This window comes from Herbaspirillum sp. SJZ106, from assembly GCF_006715495.1.
GTDB lineage: Bacteria > Pseudomonadota > Gammaproteobacteria > Burkholderiales > Burkholderiaceae_D > Herbaspirillum.
In genome coordinates, this window is the sequence record NZ_VFNI01000003.1 from 87,826 (window position 1) to 110,773 (window position 22,948).

22 protein-coding genes and 5 tRNA genes are annotated in these 22,948 nt (G+C 64.5%); 18 read left to right on the forward strand and 9 right to left on the reverse strand.

The annotated features are described in order from the left end of the window. Position 1: 1 nt before the first annotated feature. The 6 genes from FB598_RS10165 to FB598_RS10190 all read left to right on the forward strand — a co-directional run bounded on the left by FB598_RS10165 (position 2) and on the right by FB598_RS10190 (position 5,894). Positions 2–706: an amino acid ABC transporter permease gene (locus FB598_RS10165; protein WP_141914781.1), complete on the forward strand. Its 705-nt coding sequence runs from the start codon at positions 2–4 to the stop codon at positions 704–706. Further along, entirely contained in the window at positions 706–1,434 is a 729-nt protein-coding gene (locus FB598_RS10170) for an amino acid ABC transporter ATP-binding protein (protein ID WP_141914780.1), read from the forward strand. The genes FB598_RS10165 and FB598_RS10170 overlap by 1 nt, the downstream gene beginning before the upstream one ends. Positions 1,435–1,493: 59 nt before the next feature. Further along, positions 1,494–2,696, forward strand: a complete 1,203-nt coding sequence (locus FB598_RS10175; protein WP_141914779.1) for a pyridoxal phosphate-dependent aminotransferase — start codon at positions 1,494–1,496, stop codon at positions 2,694–2,696. 27 nt (positions 2,697–2,723) lie between these two features. Further along, on the forward strand, positions 2,724–3,410 hold the full coding sequence (locus tag FB598_RS10180; RefSeq protein WP_141914778.1) for an RraA family protein: 687 nt from the start codon (positions 2,724–2,726) through the stop codon (positions 3,408–3,410). 3 nt (positions 3,411–3,413) lie between these two features. After that, positions 3,414–4,451, forward strand: a complete 1,038-nt coding sequence (locus FB598_RS10185) for an amidohydrolase (RefSeq protein WP_141914777.1) — start codon at positions 3,414–3,416, stop codon at positions 4,449–4,451. Between the two features lie 66 nt (positions 4,452–4,517). Then, positions 4,518–5,894, forward strand: a complete 1,377-nt coding sequence (locus FB598_RS10190) for an MFS transporter (RefSeq protein WP_141914776.1) — start codon at positions 4,518–4,520, stop codon at positions 5,892–5,894. Between the two features lie 69 nt (positions 5,895–5,963). Here FB598_RS10190 and FB598_RS10195 read toward each other — a convergent pair whose 3' ends face one another. Further along, a complete protein-coding gene (locus FB598_RS10195) occupies positions 5,964–6,443 on the reverse strand; it encodes a GNAT family N-acetyltransferase (protein ID WP_141914775.1) in 480 nt (159 codons plus the stop codon). Positions 6,444–6,482: 39 nt separating this feature from the next. After that, positions 6,483–8,546, reverse strand: coding sequence for a methionine--tRNA ligase (gene metG / locus FB598_RS10200; protein ID WP_141914774.1), 2,064 nt, complete (start codon positions 8,544–8,546; stop codon positions 6,483–6,485). A 174-nt stretch (positions 8,547–8,720) separates the two neighbouring features. Between metG and apbC the strand changes: the two genes are divergently transcribed. From apbC to FB598_RS10245, 9 genes are all read left to right on the forward strand, one after another. Continuing rightward, a complete protein-coding gene (gene apbC, locus FB598_RS10205; protein ID WP_141914773.1) occupies positions 8,721–9,809 on the forward strand; it encodes an iron-sulfur cluster carrier protein ApbC in 1,089 nt (362 codons plus the stop codon). A gap of 82 nt (positions 9,810–9,891) precedes the next feature. Further along, on the forward strand, positions 9,892–10,317 hold the full coding sequence (locus FB598_RS10210) for a DUF4399 domain-containing protein (RefSeq protein WP_183405746.1): 426 nt from the start codon (positions 9,892–9,894) through the stop codon (positions 10,315–10,317). A gap of 150 nt (positions 10,318–10,467) precedes the next feature. Further along, positions 10,468–11,868, forward strand: coding sequence for a glutamate--tRNA ligase (gltX, locus tag FB598_RS10215; RefSeq protein WP_141914772.1), 1,401 nt, complete (start codon positions 10,468–10,470; stop codon positions 11,866–11,868). Positions 11,869–11,953: 85 nt separating this feature from the next. Next, positions 11,954–12,029: transfer RNA gene (locus tag FB598_RS10220), tRNA-Ala, on the forward strand. A gap of 69 nt (positions 12,030–12,098) precedes the next feature. Beyond that, positions 12,099–12,174, forward strand: a tRNA-Glu gene (locus tag FB598_RS10225). 61 nt (positions 12,175–12,235) lie between these two features. Continuing rightward, positions 12,236–12,311 (forward strand) — tRNA-Glu (locus tag FB598_RS10230). 257 nt (positions 12,312–12,568) lie between these two features. Continuing rightward, positions 12,569–12,644, forward strand: a tRNA-Ala gene (locus FB598_RS10235). 70 nt (positions 12,645–12,714) lie between these two features. Then, positions 12,715–12,790 (forward strand) — tRNA-Glu (locus FB598_RS10240). A 174-nt stretch (positions 12,791–12,964) separates the two neighbouring features. Continuing rightward, a complete protein-coding gene (locus FB598_RS10245; protein WP_141914771.1) occupies positions 12,965–13,756 on the forward strand; it encodes an enoyl-CoA hydratase-related protein in 792 nt (263 codons plus the stop codon). A gap of 31 nt (positions 13,757–13,787) precedes the next feature. On the opposite strand, the gene FB598_RS10250 is transcribed toward FB598_RS10245, so the two are convergent. The 6 genes from FB598_RS10250 to FB598_RS10275 form a co-directional block, all read right to left on the reverse strand. Beyond that, positions 13,788–14,657 (reverse strand): SDR family oxidoreductase, encoded by an 870-nt coding sequence (locus FB598_RS10250; protein WP_141914770.1) that lies wholly within the window; start codon positions 14,655–14,657, stop codon positions 13,788–13,790. Between the two features lie 51 nt (positions 14,658–14,708). Continuing rightward, positions 14,709–15,011 (reverse strand): 4Fe-4S binding protein, encoded by a 303-nt coding sequence (locus FB598_RS10255; protein ID WP_255463900.1) that lies wholly within the window; start codon positions 15,009–15,011, stop codon positions 14,709–14,711. Positions 15,012–15,013: 2 nt separating this feature from the next. After that, positions 15,014–15,355: a hypothetical protein gene (locus FB598_RS10260; protein ID WP_370454707.1), complete on the reverse strand. Its 342-nt coding sequence runs from the start codon at positions 15,353–15,355 to the stop codon at positions 15,014–15,016. Next, positions 15,355–15,915, reverse strand: coding sequence for an RNA polymerase sigma factor (locus FB598_RS10265; protein ID WP_141914769.1), 561 nt, complete (start codon positions 15,913–15,915; stop codon positions 15,355–15,357). The genes FB598_RS10260 and FB598_RS10265 overlap by 1 nt, the downstream gene beginning before the upstream one ends. Before the next feature lie 191 nt (positions 15,916–16,106). Then, a complete protein-coding gene (locus tag FB598_RS10270) occupies positions 16,107–16,688 on the reverse strand; it encodes a DJ-1/PfpI family protein (protein ID WP_141914768.1) in 582 nt (193 codons plus the stop codon). A 94-nt stretch (positions 16,689–16,782) separates the two neighbouring features. Further along, the gene (locus FB598_RS10275) at positions 16,783–17,700 is read right to left on the reverse strand and encodes a LysR family transcriptional regulator (RefSeq protein WP_141914767.1); all 918 of its coding nucleotides are present in this window, start codon (positions 17,698–17,700) and stop codon (positions 16,783–16,785) included. A 227-nt stretch (positions 17,701–17,927) separates the two neighbouring features. Here FB598_RS10275 and FB598_RS10280 point away from each other — a divergent pair, with 227 nt between their 5' ends. The 3 genes from FB598_RS10280 (at position 17,928) to mmsB (ending at position 21,658) form a co-directional block, all read left to right on the forward strand. After that, complete coding sequence (locus FB598_RS10280) at positions 17,928–19,157, forward strand: ABC transporter substrate-binding protein (RefSeq protein WP_141914766.1); 1,230 nt, start codon at positions 17,928–17,930, stop codon at positions 19,155–19,157. Positions 19,158–19,236: 79 nt separating this feature from the next. Beyond that, positions 19,237–20,745, forward strand: a complete 1,509-nt coding sequence (locus tag FB598_RS10285) for a CoA-acylating methylmalonate-semialdehyde dehydrogenase (protein WP_141914765.1) — start codon at positions 19,237–19,239, stop codon at positions 20,743–20,745. 10 nt (positions 20,746–20,755) lie between these two features. Beyond that, positions 20,756–21,658 (forward strand): 3-hydroxyisobutyrate dehydrogenase, encoded by a 903-nt coding sequence (gene mmsB, locus FB598_RS10290; protein ID WP_141914764.1) that lies wholly within the window; start codon positions 20,756–20,758, stop codon positions 21,656–21,658. Positions 21,659–21,871: 213 nt separating this feature from the next. Here the strand turns inward: mmsB and denD are convergent, their stop codons facing one another. After that, positions 21,872–22,846, reverse strand: coding sequence for a D-erythronate dehydrogenase (gene denD / locus FB598_RS10295; protein ID WP_141914763.1), 975 nt, complete (start codon positions 22,844–22,846; stop codon positions 21,872–21,874). Between the last annotated feature and the right edge of the window lie 102 nt (positions 22,847–22,948).

Here is a 22,948-nt window from a genome sequence, read left to right on the forward strand (position 1 = left end):
CATGGGCGACCTCTACAACATCATCGCCACCTACGGCGTGCAACTGCTGATCGGCGAGTTCCCGCACGGGCCGCTGGGCGGCCTGGCGCTGACGCTGATCCTGGCCATATCCGGCCTGGTGTGCGCCTTCCCGCTGGCCGTGCTGTTCGGCATCGCCCGCACCAGTGCGATCCGGGCGGTCGCGCTGCCGGCCGCGGCCATCGTACACACGCTGCGCGGCCTGCCGGTGCTGATGCTGATCTTCTGGGCCTACTTCATCGTGCCGCTGCTGACCGGCAAGTCGATCTCCGGCACCACCACCGTGATCTGCGCCTTGGTGGCCTACGAGGTGGCATTCCTGGGCGAAGTGGTCAAGGCCGGCATCCAGGCAATACCGAAAGGGCAGGTCGAGGCCTCGCGCTCGCTGGGCATGGGGTACTTCAGGACGCTGCAGGAGGTGGTGCTGCCGCAGGCGCTGTTCAACATGATCCCGAGCATCCTCAACCAGTTGATTTCGCTGATCAAGAACACTTCGCTGGCCTACATCATCAGCGTCAACGAGCTGACCTACGCGGCCTACCAGGTCAATGCGCAGTTGCTGACCAAACCGTTCCAGGTCTACTTCCTGCTGGCCATGACCTATTTCGTCCTCTGCTACTGCCTGAGCGCGGCGGTCGGCCTGGCCGAGCGCCGCATCAAGCAAAAACGTCAATTCAGGAGCGTGTGATGATCCGTTTCAACAATGTGAACAAGTGGTATGGCGACTATCACGCCCTGCGCAACATCAACGAGGAAATCCGGCGCGGCGAAGTGGTCATCGTGTGCGGTCCCTCGGGCTCGGGCAAGTCGACCCTGATCCGCACCCTCAACCGGCTTGAGCCGATCGACGACGGCCAGATCTATATCGACGGCCAGGACGTGCACGCCGGCGGGGTCGACATCAACCAGTTGCGCAGCCGCATTGGCTTCGTGTTCCAGTCGTTCAACCTGTTCCCGCACATGAGTGTGGCGCGCAATGTGATGCTGGCCACCATGCGGGTGCTGAAGCTGTCCGAAAGGCAAGCGCGTGAGCGCGCCATGAGCCTGCTCGACAAGGTCGGCCTGGCAGGCAAGGCCGATGCCTATCCCGGCCAGCTGTCGGGCGGCCAGCAGCAGCGCGTGGCGATCGCCCGCGCGCTGGCGATGAAGCCGCCGGTGATGCTGTTCGACGAGCCGACCTCGGCGCTCGACCCCGAAATGGTGGGCGAAGTGCTGCAGGTGATGAAGGGGCTGGCATCCGAAGGCATGACCATGGTGTGCGTGACGCACGAGATGGGGTTTGCCCGCGAGGTGGCCGACCGCATCGTCTTCATGGCCGACGGCCAGGTGCTGGAGCGCGCCAGGCCGCAAGACTTCTTCGAGCGCGCGCAGCATCCGCGGGCGCAGAAATTCGTGGCCGATATCCGCCACGCCTGATTCCCGACTTTCCCGACCAGGACGGCACGCCGTCCGCACGACAATACGCGAGACCACACATGGCATTCATTTCCGATTCACTTTCCCGCATCAAGGCTTCGGCCACCATCGCCATCAGCCAGAAGGCGCGCGACCTGGCCGCGCAAGGCCGCAACGTGATCGCCCTGAGTTCCGGCCAGCCGGACTTCGACACGCCCGACAACATCAAGCAGGCCGCCTATGCCGCCATCGCCCGCGGCGAGACCAAGTACACCGCCGTGGCCGGCATCACCGAACTGCGCGAGGCCATCGTCGCCAAGTTCAAGCGCGAGAACGGGCTCGACTACAGCGTGGCGCAGACCATCGTCTGCAACGGCGGCAAGCAGGTCATCGCCAATGCGCTCATGGCCACCATCAATCCCGGCGACGAAGTGATCGTGCCGGCGCCTTACTGGGTGTCGTATCCGGAACTGGTGGCGCTGTGCGGCGGCGTGGTGACATATGCGCGCACCACGCGTGCGGCCGGCTACAAGCTGCGCCCGCAAGATCTGGAAGCGGCCATCACCCCGCGCACCAAGTGGCTCATGTTCAACTCGCCCTGCAATCCCAGCGGCGCCGCCTACACGCGTGCCGAGCTGGAGGCGCTGGCCGGGGTGCTCAAGCGCCATCCGCATGTGTGGATCCTGTCCGACGACATCTATGAACACCTGGTCTATGACGGCTTCGAATTCACCACCCCGGGCCAGATCGCGCCCGAGTTGTACGAGCGCACGCTGACCATGAACGGCGTCTCCAAGGCCTACGCCATGACCGGCTGGCGCATCGGCTACGCCGCCGGTCCGCAGCAACTGGTCAAGGCGATGGAAAAGATCCAGGGACAGACGACCTCGGGGCCGGGTTCGGTCTCGCAATGGGCGGCGCTGGAGGCGCTCAATGGCCCGCAGGACTACATCCGCGACAGCCGCAAGGTGTTCCAGGAACGGCGCGACCTGGTGGTGTCCATGCTCAACCAGGCCGAGGGCATCGATTGCCCGGTGCCGGAAGGAGCGTTCTACGTCTTCCCTTCGTGCGAGCGCGTGATCGGCAAGCGCACAGAAGGCGGCAAGACCATCGCCACCGACGAGGATTTCGTCTCGGCGTTATTGGAAGCCGAGGGAGTAGCCCTGGTGCATGGCAGCGCCTTCGGCCAGGGACCCAATTTCCGCCTGTCGTACGCCGACGCCACCGAGCGCCTGCGCGAGGCCTGCAGCCGCGTGCAGCGTTTTTGCGCGAGCCTGCGCTGAACCGTCCATCGAAACAGGAGCAACGACATGACCGCAGGATTCCGTATCTTCGAACGCACCCGCAAGGCGGCTGCCGCCGACGTCGAGAAATTCGCCGCCATCCCGGTGGCCAACATCAGCGACTCGATGTCGCGCCTGACGGCTGCCGGCGCGCGCCTGCGTCCGCTGCATAGGGGCAGCAAGCTGGCCGGCGCCGCCATCACGGTCAGGTCGCGCCCCGGCGATAACCTGATGGTGCACAAGGCGCTGGACCTGGCCGAGCCGGGCGACATCGTGGTGGTCGACGCCGGCGGCGACATGAGCAATGCCATCATCGGCGAGCTGATGGTGGCGCATGCCATCCAGCGCAAGCTGGGCGGTATCGTCATCGATGGCGCCGTGCGCGACCTGGATGCGATCCGGGCCGGCAGTTTTCCGGTGTTCGCTGCCGGCGTCACCCACCGCGGCCCCTACAAGGACGGCCCGGGCGAGATCAACGTGCCCATCGCCATCGATGGCATGGTGGTCCGGCCCGGCGACCTGATGGTGGGCGACAGCGACGGCCTGTTGTGCGTGCCGTTGGAGGACCTGGCCGAGGTCTATGCCGCGGCCAAGGCCAAGAACGATGCCGAGGCCGCGCAGATGGCCGCCATCGCCGCCGGCTGCAGCGACCGCGCCTGGGTCGACGCCGCGCTGGTTCGCCTCCAGTGCGAGTTCGTCAAGGCGCGGGCCTGATCCATGGACGCACAGGAAACGACCGTCTCTCCCCACCTGCGCGTGCGCCAGGACTGGCTGGCGCGTACCGCGGAAGAGGCGCTGGAACCGGCGCTGCCCATCGTCGACGCCCACCACCATCTGTGGGACCGGCCTGGCGGCCGTTACCTGTTCGACGAACTGATGGCCGACATCGGCGCCGGCCACAACGTGGTCGCAACCGTTTTCGTGCAATGCCGCTCGATGTACCGCGCGCACGGCCCCGATGCGATGAAGCCGGTGGGGGAGGTGGAGTTCATCAACGGCCTGGCGGCGCAGTCGGCCTCCGGCATGTATGGGCCGGCGCGGGCTTGCGCGGCCATCGTCGGCTTTGCCGACCTGATGCTGGGCGAGGGCGTGCAACCGGTGCTGGAGGCCTTGCTGCACGCCGGCAACGGCCGCCTGCGCGGCATCCGCAACACCACCGCCTGGCATGCCGACCCCGCCATCCGCAGCAACCCGCTGCCGCCGCCGCCGGGCATGCTGGCCGATGCGCGCTTTCGCCAGGGCGCGCGGCTGCTGGCGAAATACGATCTGCCGCTGGATGTCTGGGCCTACCATACCCAGCTCGATGAAGTGCTGGCGCTGGCGCAGGCCTGTCCGGAGACGCGCATCGTGCTCGACCATGCCGGCGGGCCGCTGGGCGCCGGGCCTTACGCCGGCCGGCGCGAGGAAGTGCGGCGCGAATGGGAGGCCGCGATGCGGCGCATCGCCGCACAGCCCAATGTCTGGCTCAAGCTGGGCGGATTGGGCATGCCGGTAGGCGGCTGGGATTTCCACTTGCAGGAAGCGCCGCCGGCGTCGCAACAGTTGGCCGCGGCATGGCGGCCTTATATCGAGACATGCATCGGCCTGTTCGGCGCCTCGCGTTGCATGTTCGAGAGCAACTTCCCGGTGGACAAGGGCATGTTCGGCTACGTCAGCCTGTGGAATGCGTTCAAGCGGCTCACGCAAGGCTTCGGGGCGGCGGAGCGGGACTCGCTTTTCGCGGGGACGGCGCGCGAGGTGTACCGCATCGGCTGAACCGTCCGGTGATAGGATGGCGGCCTTTCGTCGCGCCTGCGGGCGCAGCCATACAGGAAACAAGACGTGCAAGCACAGAACGATACCGGCGCATGGCAGGATGCCGACGGCTTACCCGGCAGGCAACGCATCCTGGCCATCGCCACCGTGGTGCTGGCGGTGGCCATTGCGGTGATGGACGGTTCCATCGCCAACCTGGCATTGCCGGCCATCGCGCATGACCTGCGGGCCACCGATGCCGATGCCATCTGGATCATCAACAGTTACCAGATCGCCATGGCGGTGTGCCTGCTGCCGCTGGCGTCGCTGGGCGAAGTGGCCGGTTACCGCCGGGTCTACCTGAGCGGGCTGGTGCTGTTTACCGCCGCCTCGCTGGCGTGCGCCTTGGCCGGCGACATGCTGCAGTTAAGCCTGGCGCGGGTGCTGCAGGGCATTGGCGCGGCCGGCATCCTGAGCGTGAACACCGCGCTGATCCGCTTCATCTACCCGGCCCGGCTGCTGGGCCGCGCGATCGGCTACAACGCGCTGGTCGCCGGCACCGCCACCGCGCTGGGGCCGAGCGTGGCGGGTCTGATCCTGCATTGGGCGTCCTGGCACTGGCTGTTCCTGATCAATATCCCGCTGGGCATCGCCGCGCTGGCTATCGGCTGGAAGGCGCTGCCGTTCAATCCGCTGTCCAGGCGCAAATACGACCTGAGCAGCGCATTGGTGTGCATGGTGTTCGTCGGTTTGCTGCTGTATACGGTCGATGCCGTGGGCCATGTGCAAGGCTGGGGCGTGGTGGCGCTGTGCGCGCTGCTGACCGCGGCCAGCCTGGCGTTGCTGCTCAAACTGCAGTCCGCGGCGGCGCCCATGCTGCCGCTGGACTTGCTGCGCATCCCGCTGTTTGCGCTGTCGATCGGCACCTCGTTCTGCTCGTTCGCGGCTCAGATGGCTACCTTCGTGATGTTGCCTTTCATGCTGCAGAACCATCTCGGCATGAGTGCGGCGCATGCCGGCTTGCTGCTGACGGCGTGGCCGATCGCGGTGGCGCTGACCGGGGCGCTGGCGGGCAAGCTGTCGGACCGCATGTCGGCGGGATGGCTGGGAGGCGTGGGCATGGCAATCATGTGCGTCGGCTTGCTGTCGCTGCTGGCAGTGGAGCGCACGACATCGGATCTCGCGATCGTGTTGCTGTTCGCGCTCTGCGGTTTCGGCTTCGGCCTGTTCCAGTCGCCCAACAACCGCACCCTGATCAGTGCGGCCCCGCGTTCGCGCACCGGCGGCGCCAGCGGCATGCTCGGCACCGCGCGCCTGACCGGCCAGACGGTCGGCGCATCGCTGGTGGCGCTGATGCTGACGCTGTCATCCGCGCCGTATGCGCTGGTGTTATGGAGTGCGGCCTTGTTGGCCGGGATGGCTTGCGTGGTGAGCGTGTCGCGTATCCGCTATCACACGCGGTGAGGGCGCCGCGTCAAGCAAACGATCCTGCCAACGAACGATCCTGCGGATCGGCGCCGTTCCAGTGTTGCCTCAGTAGCGCATGACCCGGCGCATCACGATGGGCGGCGCATCGTTCGGATTGGCTCGGGTATATTCGAGCTCGGGGGCGATTTCGAAGCCGAAGGCGGCATACAGGTCGACCAGTTGCGCCTGGTCGGTGCGCACCGCCAGCCGCAGTTCGCGCACATCGGCGGACTGGGCGCGGTGGATCAGCGCTTCCATCAGGTGTTGCGAGAGGCGCTCGCCGCGGAAGGCGGGCGAGATGCCCATGCGGCGGATTTCCCAGACATCCCGTTCGGTGTCCAGCGGCAGCCAGCGCACCGAGCCGGCGGGGACTTCCCCGCGCAGCAGGATGAAGGCGCCGCCATGCTGCAGGTCTTCGATGACGTGGTCCGGTTCCTCGCGGTGGCCGGATGAGCTTGGGGCCACCTTGTTGGCCCAGCTGGTGCGGGTCAGTTCCGCGATCAGCAGGGCGTCTTCGGCGGTGGCTTCGCGTATCAGCAGTTCCATGGCGTGGTCCGGTCTTCCCGTATCGCAGACACTTGCCGGTCAGCGCACGCGCATGCCAGGTTCGGCGCCCGGCCACGGGTTGAGCACGTAGATGCCCGGATTGGCCTTTTCATCCTTGGCCGACGCCGCCAGCACCATGCCTTCGGAAATGCCGAACTTCATCTTGCGCGGCGCCAGGTTGGCCACCATCACGGTCAGCTTGCCGACCAGTTCTTCCGGCTTGTAGGCCGAAGCGATGCCGGAGAACACGTTGCGCGTCTTGCCTTCGCCGGCGTCCAGCGTCAGGCGCAGCAGCTTGGTCGAGCCTTCCACGGCTTCGCAGTTGACGATCCTGGCGATGCGCAGGTCGACCTTGGCGAAGTCGTCGATGGAGATTTCCGGGGCCAGCTCTTCGATGGCGCTTTCTGCTGCGGCCGGCGCGGCGGCGGCCGGCTCGGGCGCGTCGAACAGCGCATCCAGCATCTTCGGGTCGACGCGCTGCATCAGGTGCGCGTAGGCGTTGACGGCGTGGCCGTCGGCTAGCGGCGCATTGACGTCGCTCCATTGGAAAGGCTGCACGTTGAGGAAGGACTCCACCTGCGCGGCCAGTTGCGGCAGCACCGGTTTCAGGTAGACGGTCAGGATGCGGAAGGCTTCCAGCAGGCGGCTGCAGACTTCGTGCAGCTGCGCGTCGCGGGCGCTGTCCTTGGCCAGTTCCCACGGCTTGTTGGCGTCCACATAGGCGTTGATGGCGTCGGCCTGTTCCATTACCAGGCGCAGGGCCTTGCCGTATTCGCGTTGCTCGTACAGAGTGCGGATTTCAGCGGCCACGCCGCGCAGCCTGGCGAGGAAGGCGTCGTCGGCGGTGGCCCACTTGGTGGTTACCTTGCCGTCGAAGCGCTTGGCGATGAAGCCGGCCGCGCGGCTGGCGATGTTGACGTACTTGCCGATCAGGTCGGCGTTGACGCGCGCCACGAAGTCGTCCGGGTTGAAGTCGACGTCTTCCACCTTGGCGTTGAGCTTGGCGGCGATGTAGTAGCGCAGCCATTCCGGGTTCATGCCGATGTCGAGGTAGCGCAGCGGCGAGATACCGGTGCCGCGCGACTTGGACATCTTCTCGCCGCTGACCGTGATGAAGCCGTGGGCGAACACGTTGGTCGGCGTCTTGCGGCCGGCGAACTTGAGCATGGCGGGCCAGAACAGCGTGTGGAAATAGGTGATGTCCTTGCCGATGAAGTGGTACTGCTCGGTCTTGTCGTCGGCCATGAAGGCGTCGAAGTCGCGGCCGGTCTTGGCGAAGTAGTTCTTCAGCGAGGCCAGGTAGCCGATCGGCGCGTCCAGCCAGACGTAGAAGTACTTGCCCGGCGCGTCCGGGATCTCGATGCCGAAGTAGGGGGCGTCGCGCGAAATGTCCCAGTCGCCCAGGCCGCCTTCGCCGTCCAGCCATTCGCGGCACTTGTTGGCCACTTCCGGTTGCAGGCGGTTATTGTCCAGCGCCCATTCGCGCAGGAAGGCCACGCACTTGGGATCGGACAGCTTGAAGAAGAAGTGCTCCGACGACTTCATCACCGGCGTGGCGCCCGACAGGGTCGAATACGGGTTCTTCAGGTCGGTCGGCGAGTACACCGCGCTGCAGTTCTCGCAGGAGTCGCCGTACTGGTCCTTGGTGCCGCACTTGGGGCACTCGCCCTTGATGTAGCGGTCCGGCAGGAACATGTTCTTGACCGGGTCGTAGAACTGGTCGATGGTCTTGGTCGAGATCAGCTTGGCTTCGTCGCGCAGGGCGCGGTAGATCTCTTGCGACAACTGGTGGTTTTCCGGGCTGTCGGTCGAGCTCCAGTTGTCGAAGGCGATGTGGAAGCCGTCCAGGTATTGCTTGCGGCCGGCGGCGATATTGGCCACGAACTGCTGCGGCGTGACGCCGGCCTTTTCGGCCGCGATCATGATGGGCGCGCCGTGCGCGTCGTCGGCGCCGACGAAATGGACTTCATTGCCCTGCATTCGCTGGAACCGGACCCAGATGTCGGCCTGGATGTACTCCATGATGTGGCCGATGTGGAACGCGCCGTTGGCGTAGGGGAGTGCGGTCGTGACGAAGAGTTGGCGGGGTGCTGAAGTGCTCATTGGCAATGCTGGCTGTGCGGAAGTGAAAGGGGAAAAACGACCATTCTATCAGCCGCGGCGCCATGAGCGCAGAAGTTGCTTCTTTGGAAATGGGAATCGCCGGTTTGGCGGGCCGGGGGCAAGGCGTCCCGGGGCCGATTGGTTTAGACTTGCGGCATTCATGAAGGAGAATCAATGAGCATCACCGTGGAAGAAGTCAAGGCGGCCCTGTTGCAGGTGATCGATCCCAACACCGGGCGCGACCTCATCAGCGGCAAGGAAGCCAAGAACATCCGCGTCGAGGGCGGCCGCGTGCTGCTGGACGTGGAGCTGGGCTATCCGGCCAGGAGCCAGGTCGAGCCGATCCGCCAACTGGTGGCCGATGCGCTGGGCAAGCTGCCGGGCGTGGCCGGGGTCGAGGCCAACGTCTATTTCAAGATCGTCGCCCATGCGGTGCAGCGCGGCATCAAGCTGAAGAGCAACGTCAAGAACATCATCGCCGTGGCCTCCGGCAAGGGCGGCGTGGGCAAATCCACCACCGCGGTCAACCTGGCGCTGGCGCTGGCGGCCGAGGGCGCGCAGGTCGGCATCCTGGACGCCGACATCTACGGCCCCTCGCAGCCGATGATGATGGGCATTTCCGGCCAGCCGGAAACCAAGGACGGCAAGACCATGGAGCCGCTGGAGAACCATGGCCTGCAGGTTTCCTCGATCGGTTTCATGATCGATCCCGACGAGCCGATGGTGTGGCGCGGCCCGATCGTCACCCAGGCGCTGCAGCAGTTGCTGGACCAGACCAACTGGCGCGAGCTGGATTACCTCATCGTCGACATGCCGCCCGGCACCGGCGACGTGCAGCTGACCCTGTCGCAAAAGGTGCCGGTGACCGGCGCGGTGATCGTCACCACGCCGCAGGACATCGCGCTGCTGGACGCGCGCAAGGGCTTGCGCATGTTCGAGAAGGTCGGCATCCCGATCCTGGGCATCGTCGAGAACATGAGCATGCACGTGTGTTCCAACTGCGGCCATGCCGAGCCGATCTTCGGCGTGGGCGGCGGCGAGCGGATGTGCGCCGATTTCGGCGTCGATTTCCTGGGCGCCTTGCCGCTGACCATGGAGATCCGCCAGCAGACCGATTCCGGCACGCCGACCGTGGTGGCCGACCCGGACGGCAAGGTGGCGGAAATTTACAAGAACATTGCGCGCCGTGTCGCGGTCAAAGTGGCCGAGAAGGCCCGTGACATGACCAGCAAGTTCCCCAGCATCGTGATCCAGAACGACTGATACGACGGATGGCAAGACGGCGGTGCGGGCCATGGGAGGGAAACGTTGTTCCATCCATTTGAAAATGAAAAGGAGATTGCCCATGATTACCCATCGCCATCCACGCCTGCTCAAGAACGCATTTGCGGCTGCGCTGCTCATGGCCGGCTTGCTGTCGTCAGCCGCGCATGCCGCCGACAAATCGGTGTCCATCCTTGAGCCCAAGGATGGCGCCACCGTTTCCAGCCCGTTCAAGGTGAAGTTCGGCGTCACCGGAATGACCGTGCATCCCGCCAACGAAATCATCGAAGGCACCGGCCATCATCATCTGCTGATCAATCACGGGCCGATCAAGGAGGGCGAAGCCATTCCCATGGACGATACCCATTTGCACTACGGCAAGGGCCAGACCGAGGCCGACGTGACGCTGCCGCCCGGCCAATACAAGCTGACCGCCCAGTTCGCCAACGGCGCACACCAGTCCTATGGGCCGGCCATGGCCAAGACCATCAGTATCACGGTCAAGTGAGCGCGGGCAGGTTCGGCTGCATCCGGGCGGCCCGGCCGGCATGGCGTGGCCGCCTTCAAAGGCGGTAAAATACCGCTTTTCCGATTGACCACCTTTTACCGTTCGACGGCTTTGGCGTGCCAAGGCCGTTTTGGTTTTTACCTTCCGATCATGACCGCAACTACTGTCCGTACCCGTTTCGCGCCCAGCCCCACCGGCTACCTGCACCTGGGCGGCGCCCGCACCGCGCTGTTTTCGTGGGCCTATGCCCGCCGTTTCGGCGGCACCTTCGTGCTGCGCATCGAAGACACCGACCTGGAGCGTTCGACCCCGGAAGCGGTGCAGGCCATCATCGAAGGTATGCAATGGCTCGGCCTGGCGCATGACGAAGGCCCGTTCTACCAGATGAAGCGCATGGATCGCTACCGCGAGGTGGTGGCGCAGATGCTGGAGCAGGGCAGCGCCTATTACTGCTATTGCTCGCCGGAAGAAGTCGAAGCCATGCGCGAGCGCCAGCGCGCCGCCGGCGAAAAGCCGCGCTACGATGGCACCTGGCGCCCGGAGCCGGGCAAGACCCTGCCGGCCATCCCCGAAGGCCGCAAGCCGGTGGTGCGTTTCAAGAACCCGCTCGATGGCGAGGTCACCTGGAACGACGTGGTCAAGGGCCCGATCACGATTTCCAACCGCGAAATGGACGACCTGGTCATCGCCCGCCCGGACGGCACCCCGACCTATAACTTCTGCGTGGTGGTGGACGACTGGGACATGAAGATCACCCACGTCATTCGCGGCGACGACCACGTCAACAACACCCCGCGCCAGATCAACATCTTGAAGGCGCTGGGCGGCACGCTGCCGGAATACGGCCACGTGCCGATGATCCTGGGCGCCGATGGCGAGAAGCTGTCCAAGCGCCACGGCGCGGTCAGCGTGATGGACTATCCAGCGCAAGGCTACCTGCCGGAAGCGATGCTGAACTATCTGGCCCGCCTGGGCTGGAGCCACGGCGACGACGAGATCTTCTCGATGCAGCAGTTCTGCGAATGGTTCGACCTGGATCACCTGACCAAGGCGCCGGCGCAGTTCAACCCGGAAAAGCTGAACTGGCTCAACAACCACTACATCAAGCTGGCCGACAACGCGCGCCTGGCAACGCTGGCGCGGCCGCTGCTGGAAAAGGACGGAGCCTCCTTCGACGGCGCGCCCGACCTGGAAGCGGTGATCGGATTGCTGAAAGACCGCGCCAATACCGTCAACGAGATCGCGGCCGCGGCCCTGATGTTCTACCGCCAGCCGGCGCCGGAAGCGGCGCTGGTCGAGCAGCACATCACCGACGCCATCAAGCCGGCGCTGGCCGAATTTGCACAGCGTTGCGCCACCGTCGAGTGGACCAAGGAAGCGATCGCGCCGATGATCAAGGAAGTGCTGGCCGCGCACAAGCTGAAGATGCCGCAGCTGGCCATGCCGCTGCGCCTGATCGTGGCCGGGCAGTTGCAGACGCCGGCGATCGATGCCGTGCTGCAGCTATTCGGCCGGGAAACGGTGCTGGCGCGCCTGAACGGCTATTTTTGAGGCCTAAAAGATAAACTATTGGCCTATTTTTTAAAAAGATATTGTCTTTTGAAAACAGGTATTGCATAATCTCGCTTCTTCGCAAGGGGGTATAGCTCAGCTGGGAGAGCGCTTGCATGGCATGCAAGAGGTCAGCGGTTCGATCCCGCTTACCTCCACCAGCGACCCGCAGCAGTTTGGCGGTGATATTTCAAGCGAAGCTTGATTGAAGAAAAATGCAGTACCGGAATGTCCCCATCGTCTAGAGGCCTAGGACATCACCCTTTCACGGTGAGTACCGGGGTTCGAATCCCCGTGGGGACGCCAGATTTCATATCGGCGTTGCAATCGTTGTCACTCATGGCAACGCAGATAATTAGCAGTGTATGTCCCCATCGTCTAGAGGCCTAGGACATCACCCTTTCACGGTGAGTACCGGGGTTCGAATCCCCGTGGGGACGCCAGGTAAAAAAATAGTCCGCCGATGTGTGAGCTATTAGGTGCCTAGCGATGTACTGAGTACATCGCGTGGGGATTCGAAGGGATTCGCTTGCAAGCGAATCCGCGGCCTGCAGAATGTAGGCGAATCCCCGTGGGGACGCCAGGTAAAAAAATAGCCCACCGATGTGTGAGTTATTAGGTGCCTAGCGATGTACTGAGTACATCGCGTGAGGACATCAGAATAGTAGGAGCCCGCACCCAGCGGGCTTTTTACTTCGCCGGGGGTATAGCTCAGCTGGGAGAGCGCTTGCATGGCATGCAAGAGGTCAGCGGTTCGATCCCGCTTACCTCCACCAGCGACCCGCAGCAGTTTGGCGGTGATATTTCAAGCGAAGCTTGATTGAAGAAAAAATGCAGTACCGGAATGTCCCCATCGTCTAGAGGCCTAGGACATCACCCTTTCACGGTGAGTACCGGGGTTCGAATCCCCGTGGGGACGCCAGTAAAAAATAGTCCACACGATGTGTGAGCTATGAAAGACAAGCCCGCATCGCGGGCTATTTTTTTGCCCTCACACCACTGTCGCCGGCCCAACATTCTCCCCACAATTTTTGCGCTATCCTGCATAACACTTCACGCCCCTCCACAAGCGGCGCAACAAGAACCAGGAGCGCAAATGACAGAAGCAGCCAATCTCGCCATCGACAACCACGGCATCGCCACCATCACGCTGAACCGCCCCGATGTCCACAACGCCTTCGACGACAAGCTGATCGCGCACTTGATCGCCTTGATCGGTCAGGCGAAGGAAGATGCGCGTACCCGGGTATTGTTGCTGGCCTCGACCGGCAAGTCTTTTTCCGCCGGCGCCGACCTGGCATGGATGCGGCGCATGGCCGACGCCTCGCGCGAGGACAACCTGCGCGATGCGCGCAACCTGGCGCTGCTGATGGAAACCCTCAACAGCTTTCCCGCGCCCACCGTGGCCAAGGTGCAAGGGGCGGTGATGGGCGGGGGCGTGGGACTGGTGTCGTGCTGCGATATCGTGATTGCCTCCGAAGAGGCCTTCTTCGCGCTGTCCGAAGTCAAGCTCGGACTGGCGCCGGCGGCCATCAGCCCGTATGTGGTAGCCAAGATGGGCGTGTCGCAGGCGCGCCGCTACTTTGTATCGGGAGAACGCTTCTCGGCCATCCGCGCGGCCGCCATCGGCCTGGTGCATGAGGTGGTGCTGGCCGCCGAGCTCGACGCCAAGGTCGAGCATACCCTCGATGTCTTGCTGGGCAATGGCCCGCAAGCCATGCGTGCGGCCAAGCAACTGGCGCAGGTGGCCAATCCGCTGAAGGTCTCGCCTGAGCTGGCGCAATACACCGCCGGCGTGATCGCCGACTTGCGGGCTTCCGATGAGGGGAAAGAGGGCTTGCGCGCCTTCCTGGAAAAGGGCAGTCCGGCCTGGGCCATCAAGCGCTGAGAAAAGCGGAAAAGCTGAGAAAGAGCAGGCCCTAGGCTTCGGCCGCATCCAGCGGCCAGGCCAGCGACAGCGGCGTGAGCCGCAAACCGAATTCGGCAGCGGTGGCCGCCAGCGCCTGCGCGTCGCGCGGAGCGGCGATGCGCGCCAGCAGGTCGCGCACGGTGCATTGCAGGGATGAGCTGGCCAGCGTCTGCAACGACGCCGTGCGGATGGCCACTTCGGCGCCGTTGGCCAGCTTCGCCAATTGCGCCAGGCTGTGCTCTTCCGGGCCGCCCAATTCATAGATGCCGGGTTTTCCCGCGCCCAGCGCCGCCGATTCTGCCACCGTGGCGACATCGCCCAGGTTGATCGGGCGGCTGGTGCGCTCTTCGTCGCCGTACAGCACCACCGGCGCATCCGGCGCCTGTTGCAGCAAGGCCTGTTCGAAGGGCAGCGGCTGCGGACTGCCGCGCACCACCGGGCCCAGGCGGAAGATCACGCTGCCGGACAATTGCTGCAGCACCTGTTCGGCCATGCCTTTGGCCTTGAGATACCAGTTGTCGGAGGCGGCATCGGCCAGCAGCGACGAGAAATACACCACCCGCGTGCCGCGTGCGCCGACCGCCTGTGCGATGCGCCGGGCAGTGCCGACCATGCCGCTTTCATAGGCGTTCCAGTCATCGGCCCCGAATACCCCGGCCAGCAGCACCACCGCATCGGCCGCGGCGATGGCGTCGGCGCTGCGCGGATTGCAGGCCCAGTCGGAAACGACCTCGTCGGCCACCAGCGCGGCCGGCGTGCGCACCAGCGCGGTGGCATGGGCGCCCGAATCGCGCAGCAGCAACAGCAGCAGGCGGCCGGTCGGGCTGTTGGCGCCGGCGACGACAATGCGCGGGCGGCGCGCAGGTTGAGGCTCAAGCATGCTTCCTCCGGTCAGGATGAGGGGGGCGAGGGGGCTCACTGGGGATGCCGTTCAGCGCCGTATCAGCGTGATGGCATGTTCCGGGCAAGCCTTGACGCACAGGCCGCAGGCGCGGCAGGCATCGGCATTGGGCGTGTAGGCCACTTGCATGCCGTGCACCCGCAGTTTCAGGCGGTGGATGAGGCCGAGCGCGCTGAAGTCGGCAGCATCGATGCGGCGCACCTCGAACACGTTCTCCGGGCATACCGGCACGCAATCGGCCTTGCCTTCGCAACGCTTCAGGTTGACCTGCGGCACGATGATGCCGGGCGGCTGCTTGCAATTGGCCGCCTGCATCGGAAATGCGGCGTGCATGTTCATTCGCCCCTGCGGTGGCGGCCGAACATGCAGAAGCGCGATTCCAGCCGTTCGCGTTCTTCCGGCGTCATGGCCTGCCAGCGTGCGCGCATGCGGCGTTTCTTTTCATGCCAGCCGTGGCGGCCGCGAAAACCGCCGAACAGGATGCGGCACAGCACCAGCAATCCCAGCGCGCGCCAGAAACCGATCTCGGCGGCGCCCGGGAAGATGGGCGGCACCACCCAGTTCCACAGCAGCATCACGGCGCCGCCCAGGACGACAACGCATAGCGCCAGGCCGCACAGCTTGCCCAGCCAACCCATCCTGAAACGGCGCGGGGGCCCGATCCGATCCTGATCCATCACATCTCCAATTCATCATAAATTGCCTGCAGCCGCTCGCGCAGATGCAAGACCGCATAGCGCTTGCGCGCCAGCAAAGTGTTAAGGCTGGTGCCGCTTGCGGCCGCCATTTCCTTGAAGCTGATGCCGTCGAGCTCATGCGCGACGAACACTTCGCGTTGTTTTTCAGGCAGCTCGTCGAGCGCCTGTTGCAGGGTTTCCAGCAGCACCGAGCGGGCATACGCCGCTTCCGGGCCATCGCTGTTATCCGGCAAGACCAGGTCCAGCCGCCACGCGCTGTCGGCGGCATCGACATCCTCCGCCTCGCCGGCGTCGGCCAGCGGCGCTTCCTTCTTCTTGCGGAAGCGGTCGATGATGCGGTTGCGCGCCACCCGGAACAGCCATGCGCTGACCTGCTCGATCGGCTCGGGCAAACGATAGGCCTGGACGAACTCGTGGAACACATCCTGGAGGATGTCCTCGGCTTCGCCGGCGTCGGCGACCCGACGGCGGATGAACCCGCCCAGCCGCGTGCGCTCGCGCAGCACGGTGGCGGTGATCTCGCTGTCTTTGTCGTTCATCGCTTGGTGGTTGGAAATCGACTGCATGCCGGGAAGACGGATCGGCGGCGGGAATATTGTGGCCGGCGCGATGTTTTTTGCCGCCGGCCACAGGATTCTAAGACGGGCGCAGGGAAATTGCCTTGGATGCGCCATATGCCAACAAAAAAGCGCATCCGCCGGGATGCGCTTTTCAGGTCAGGGACGGCCGATCAGAGCTCGATCTTGGTGCCCAGCACCTTGAGGAACTGCGCCAGCCATGCCGGATGCGCCGGCCAGGCGGGGGCGGTCACCAGGTTGCCGTCGGTCACCGCGGCATCCACGGCGATGTCGGCGAACTGGCCGCCGGCCAGCTTCACTTCCGGCGCGCAGGCCGGGTAGGCCGACACTTTCTTGCCTTCCAGCACGCCGGCGGCGGCCAGCACCTGCGGGCCGTGGCAGACGGCGGCGATGGGTTTGTTTGATTTGGCGAAGGCTTGCACCAGTTCGATCACCTTCGGGTTCAGGCGCAGGTATTCCGGCGCGCGGCCGCCGGCCACCACCAGGGCGTCGTAGCCGGCCGCGCTGACTTCGTCGAAGCTGGCGTTGAGGGCGAAGTTGTGGCCTGGCTTTTCGGAATAGGTCTGGTCGCCCTCGAAATCGTGGATGGCGGTCTTGACCTTGTCGCCGGCCTTCTTGCCGGGGCATACCGCATGTACGGTGTGGCCGACCATCTGCAGCGCCTGGAAGGGCACCATGGTTTCGTAGTCCTCGGCAAAATCGCCGGTCAACAACAGGATTTTCTTCGCTGCCATGTTCATCTCCTGAAAGGGGAAGGGGTGAAGGCCGGTTGCCGAGCCTGCGCAAGCTCCCGGGCCGGTGGGAAAACCAATTCGGGGCGGTTGTCGTTCAGGACAGCCACCGCATCTGACGCGAGTCGCCCATCAAAAAATCCCGGTTCATTTCCACGCATTCGCGCAGGTAGCGCCACAAGGCCGAGACGCGCGCCACATGCCGCTGTTCGGCCGATGCTACCAGCCAGAAGGTACGGGTGATGGCAATCTCGCGCTCCAGCACCGGCACCAGCTGTTCCGACTGCTGGGCCAGGAAGCAGGGCAGGATGGCCAGCGAGCGGCCAGCGCAGGCGGCGGTATATTGCGCCACCACGCTGGTGCTGCGGAAGGCGCGGAAGGAATCGGGGGCGACCGTGTCCTTGTAGCGCAATTCCTCGCTGAACACCAGATCGTCAATGTAACCGATGAAGTTGTGCCGCTCCAAGTCGGCAATGCTGGCAATCGGTGCATGCTGCTGCAGGTAATCGCGGGTGGCGTACAGCTTCAGCACATAGTCGGACAGTTTGGTGACCACGTAATTGCCGGACAGCGGGCGCTCGATGGAGACGCTGATGTCGGCCTCATGCTTGGACAGGTTGACGAAGCGCGGCATCGGCAGCATGTCCACCGTGATGTGCGGGTTGCGCGCGCAGAAATGGGCGATATGCGGCGCCAGCACAAAGGTGCCGAAGCCTTCGGTGGCGCCCAGCCGCACCTGGCCCGAGAGCTTGCTGTTGTGCCCGCCCAGCTCTTCGGCGGCGGCGTAGACGGTGCTTTCTATCTTTTCGGCATATTCCACCAGCCGATAGCCTTCGGCGGTCAGCTTGTAGCCGTGGTTGTTGCGGTCGAACAATTGGCTGCCGACCTGTTCCTCGAAGCGCTTCATGCGGCGCGACACGGTCGAATGGTCGATGCCCAGCTTCTTGGCGGCATCCACCAGCCCCTGGCTGCGCGTGAGTTCGAGGAAGATCCTGAGGTTGTCCCAGTCCAGCATGCGGTCTCCTGGTATGGCTTGCGTCGTTATTGGTTTGGCCATTGTGTTGTGCACTGATGCAAAAGCATTTTGGATTTATGTTTATTGTATCGATATTAACGCACATGCAGAATAGGGCTTGCTGATGAGGAAGCCGGCTTTCCATCGGCAAGGAGGAGTACGGCACGACCCGGCGTCCATGCAACGCCAGGCGCAGCCGATAAAAACGACAACATCAAGGAGACAAAATGCGTAAGAACGTATTGGGCCGTTCTGTCATGGCCGCAGCAGTTGCCTGTGCGATTTCCCTGCTCGGGGTGTCTGTCCCGGCCGCGGCGCAAGACGCCAACACCGTCAAGATCGGCATCCTGACCGACATGTCCGGCCCGTATTCCGCCATGGGCGGCCAGGGCTCGGTAGTGGCCGCCAAGATGGCGGTGGAAGACTGCCTCAAGGCCGAATGCAAGGGGATGAAGATCGACATCCTGGCGGCCGACAACCAGAACAAGCCAGACGTAGGCGTGACCCGCGCCCGCGAATGGCTGGACCGCGACAAGGTCGAAGCCATCGCCGACCTGACCAACTCCTCGGTGGCGCTGGCGGTGCAGAAGCTGGTCAAGGAAAAGGGCGGCATCGCCATGTACAGCGGCCCGGCCACCGGCGCCCTGACCACCGCCGAATGCGCGACCAACGGTTTCCACTGGATGTTCGACACCTACTCGCAGGCGGCCGGCGCGGCGGCTGCGCTGACCAAGCTGGGCAACAAGTCCTGGTACTTCGTCACGGTGGACTACGCCTTCGGCCATTCGCTGGAGAAGGACGCCTCCGACGTGGTCAAGGCCAACGGCGGCACCGTGGTGGGTTCGGTGCGCCATCCGCTCAATGCTTCGGATTTCTCGTCCTTCCTGTTGCAGGCGCAGGCTTCCAAGGCGCAGGTGATCGGCCTGGCCGACGGCGGCACCGACGTGGTCAACGCCATCAAGCAGGCGCGCTCGTTCGCGGTGGGCGGCAAGGACCAGCGCCTGGTGGCATTGCTGGTGTTCCTGTCCGATGTCCATGCGCTGGGCTTGGAAGCGGCCCAGGGCCTGGTCTATACCGACGGCTTTTACTGGGACTACGACGAGCAGACGCGCGCCTTCTCCAAGCGCTTCGAGACCCAGTTCAAGAACAACAAGCCGACCATGGTGCAGGCCGGCGTGTATTCCAGCGTCTATCACTTCCTGAAAGCGCGCGCCGCCGCCAAGACCGCCGACTGGAAAGTGGTGTCGCAAAAGATGCGCGAGATCCCGATCTCCGACGTGGTCATGCGCAATGCCTCGATCCGCCCCGATGGCCGCGTGATCCACGACATGTACCTGTACCAGGTGAAGTCGCCGGCCGAATCCAAGGCGGCGTGGGACTACCTGAAGTTGCTGTCGGTGATTCCGGCGCAGCAGGCTTTCCGTCCGATGGACGCGGCTTGCCCGCTGGTCAAGTAACAGTTTTTCCTGCCGGGGTGGCGCCCCCCTCATTGCCGCGCCGCCCCGGTTTTTCTTTCTTATCTATGGAAACCGCATCATGAGCCAAGCCAACATCCCCAACGTTCCCCTTTATCTCAACGGCGAGAAGGTGCAGTCGACTTCCAAGGAGTGGCGCGACGTGCTCAACCCTGCAACGCAGGAAGTGGTGGCGCGCGTGCCGTTCGCCACCAGGGAAGAAGTCGACCGCGCCGTCGCCAACGCCAAGGAAACCTTCAAGACCTGGCGCAACACCTCGCTGGCGCAGCGCATGCGCATCATGCTCAAGTTCCAGCAGCTGCTGCGCGACAACATCGCCCCGCTGGCCGAGCTGATCACCCGCGAGCACGGCAAGACCCTGCCCGACGCCGAAGGCGAAGTCATGCGCGGCCTGGAAGTGGTGGAGCACGCCTGCTCGATCACCTCGCTGCAACTGGGCGAGATGGCCGAGAACGTGGCCGGCGGCGTCGACGTCTACACCCTCTACCAGCCGCTGGGCGTGGGCGCGGGCATCACCGCCTTCAACTTCCCGGTGATGCTGCCTTGCTTCATGTTCCCGATCGCGGTGGCCTGCGGCAACACCTTCGTGCTCAAGCCTTCCGAACAGGATCCGACCTCTTCGCTGTTCCTGGTCGAGCTGGCCAACCAGGCCGGCCTGCCGCCGGGCGTGCTGAACGTGGTGCATGGCGGCCCGGATGTGGCCAACATGATCTGCGACCATCCCGACATCAAGGCGGTCTCCTTCATCGGCTCGACCCATGTCGGCACCCACATCTACCGTCGCGCCAGCGAAGCCGGCAAGCGCGCGCAGTGCATGATGGGCGCCAAGAACCACTGCATCGTGCTGCCCGACGCACCCAAGGACCATGCCATCAACAACCTGCTGGGCGCGGCGTTCGGCGCGGCCGGCCAGCGTTGCATGGCCAACTCGGTGGTGGTGCTGGTGGGCCAGAGCCGCGAATGGATTCCCGAGATCGTCGAGCGCTCCAAGGCCATGAAGGTCGGCCCCGGCAGCGACCGCAAGGCCGATGTCGGCCCGCTGGTCTCCAAGGCCGCCAAGGAGCGCGTCGAACGCCTGATCGGCAGCGGCGTGGAGCAGGGCGCCAAGCTGCTGCTGGACGGCCGCAACTTCAAGGTGGCCGGCAGCGAGAACGGCAACTTCGTCGGCCCGACCGTGTTTACCGGCGTCAAGCCGAGCATGGACATCTACACCCAGGAAATCTTCGGCCCGGCGATGTGCATCGTCGAAGTCGATACGCTGGACGAGGCGATCGCCTTCATCAACGCCAACCCCAACGGCAACGGCACCTCGATCTTCACCAGCTCGGGCTATGCCGCGCGCAAGTTCCAGAACGAGATCGACGTCGGCCAGGTCGGCATCAACGTGCCCATTCCCGTGCCGGTGGCCTACTTCAGCTTCACCGGTTCGCGCGCCTCCAAGCTGGGCGACCTCGGTCCCAACGGCAAGCAGGCGGTGACCTTCTGGACCCAGACCAAGACCGTCACCTCGCGCTGGTATGCGCCGGATGAAGCCGCCGGCCAGGTCAACACCACCATCTCGCTGAAGTAAGGAGGCCGCCATGAGCGCCAATATCGCCAACGTTGTATTCATCGGCCTGGGCAACATGGGCTTGCCGATGGCGCAGAACCTGGTCAAGGCCGGCTTCTCGGTCAGCGGCCACGACCTGGTCAAGGCCAGCGTCGACAAGCTGGTGGCCGCCGGCGGCAAGACCGAAGCCGATTCCATGGCGGCGGTGGCCAAGGCCGATGTGGTCATCACCATGCTGCCGGCCAGCAAGCACGTCGAGTCGCTGTACCTGGGCGACAAGGGCTTGCTGGCCGCGGCCCGCCCCGGCGCCTTGCTGATCGACTGCTCCACCATCGCGCCGGAAGCGGCGCGCAAGGTGGCGGCAGCGGCCGGCGCCAAAGGGTTCGACATGCTGGATGCGCCGGTTTCCGGCGGCACCAACGGCGCCGCTGCCGGCACCCTGACCTTCATGGTGGGCGGCAGCAAGCAGGCGTTCGAAGCGGCCCAGCCTTACTTGCAGAAAATGGGCAAGGCGATCTACCACGCCGGCGAGAGCGGCAGCGGCCAGACCGTCAAGGTCTGCAACAACATGCTGCTGGGCATCCTGATGATCGGCACCTCCGAGGCGATCCGCCTGGGCGTGGCCAACGGCATGGACCCCAAGGTGCTGTCCGAGATCATGTCCAAGAGCTCGGGCCGCAACTGGACGCTGGAAGTCTATAACCCGTGCCCGGGCGTGATGGACACCGCGCCGGCGTCGAAGGACTATGCCGGCGGTTTCGGCGTCGACCTGATGTTGAAGGACCTGGGCCTGGCCGAGGAGAGTGCGCTGGCCACCGGCAGCGCGATCCCGCTCGGGGCGGCGGCGCGCAACCTGTATGACATCCATAGCAAGAACGGCGCGGGCAAGCTGGATTTTTCCAGCATCTACAACTTGCTGGGGAAGGTGAAGTAAGGATGTCCACGAAGTCTGTTTGATCTCCGAGGCGTTATTTTCAGCGCGGCTGCGGCCGCGCTTTTTTTTGCCTGCGTGGATGGCTCCCAATCTCGTCCTCCCGGCGAAGGCCGGGATCCAGTGTCTTTCGTTGTGCCTCAATGGCCGGTCAACGACGCTGGGCCCTGACTTTCGTCAGGGCGACGGAGCGTTGCCTGACCGGTCGGCGGTCGATTATTTCTTTACTTCATCTTCAATGTGAGCACGCACGATGTCGGCGAAATTGGCATCGGCGGTAAAGCCCAGCGCCTTGGCGCGCTTGGCTTCGAAGGCGCCCGGCCAGGAGTTGACGATACGCTTGATGGCTTCGTCTTCCTTCCATTCGATCAGCTTGACGACTTCGCGGCCGGCGACCTGTTCCAGCGCGTCGACCATTTCCTTGACGGTCACGCACAGGCCGTCGATCGACAGGAAGCGGGCCAGGCCCAGGTCGGCGCCATTGATTTCATGGCCGTGGATCAGGTTGGCGATGGCCTGGCGCGGCGACATCAGCCACATGCGGGTGTCGGGCGTGACCGGGCAGACCGAAGGCTGGCCGTTGAGCGGTTCGCGGATGATGCCCGAGGCGAAGCTGGAAGCGGCCTTGTTGGGCGCGCCCGGGCGTACCGAGATGGTCGGCATGCGCAGCGCGCGGCCGTCGATGAAGCCCTTGCGGCTGTAGTCGTTGACCAGCAGTTCGCCCATCACCTTTTGCGCGCCGTAGGAGCTTTGCGGCATCAGCAGGGTGTTGTCCGGCACCACGGCCGGCAGTTCGCCGCCGAACACCGCCACCGAGCTGGTGAACACCACGCGCGGCTTGGTGCCCAGCGCGCGGGCGCGTTCCAGGATGACGCGGGTGGCGTCGAAGTTGATCTTCATGCCCAGTTCGAAGTCGGCTTCGGCGTGGCCGCTGACGATGGCGGCCAGGTGGAAGATCGATTGCGTATCGGCGGTGATCGTGCGCTCGATCACGGCGGCGTCGGCGATGTCGCCGGTCACGGCTTCGATGCGCGGGTCGTTGAAGCCTTGCGCCGGCACCACGTCGAGCAGGGTGATGCGCTTGATTTCCTGTTGCTTGCCGTCGCGGCCGGTCAGGGTGCCGCGTTGCAGGAGCTGGCGCGCCAGGCGGCTGCCCAGAAAGCCGGCGCCGCCGGTGATGACGATATGCATGTGTTCTCCTCGTTGGTCTGGTAGTGGGGAGTGGGATATCCCGGTCTGGAAACTTGTGCCGGCCGTCGGGCGGCGGGCATCGGCAGCGATTATAGCAGAAGG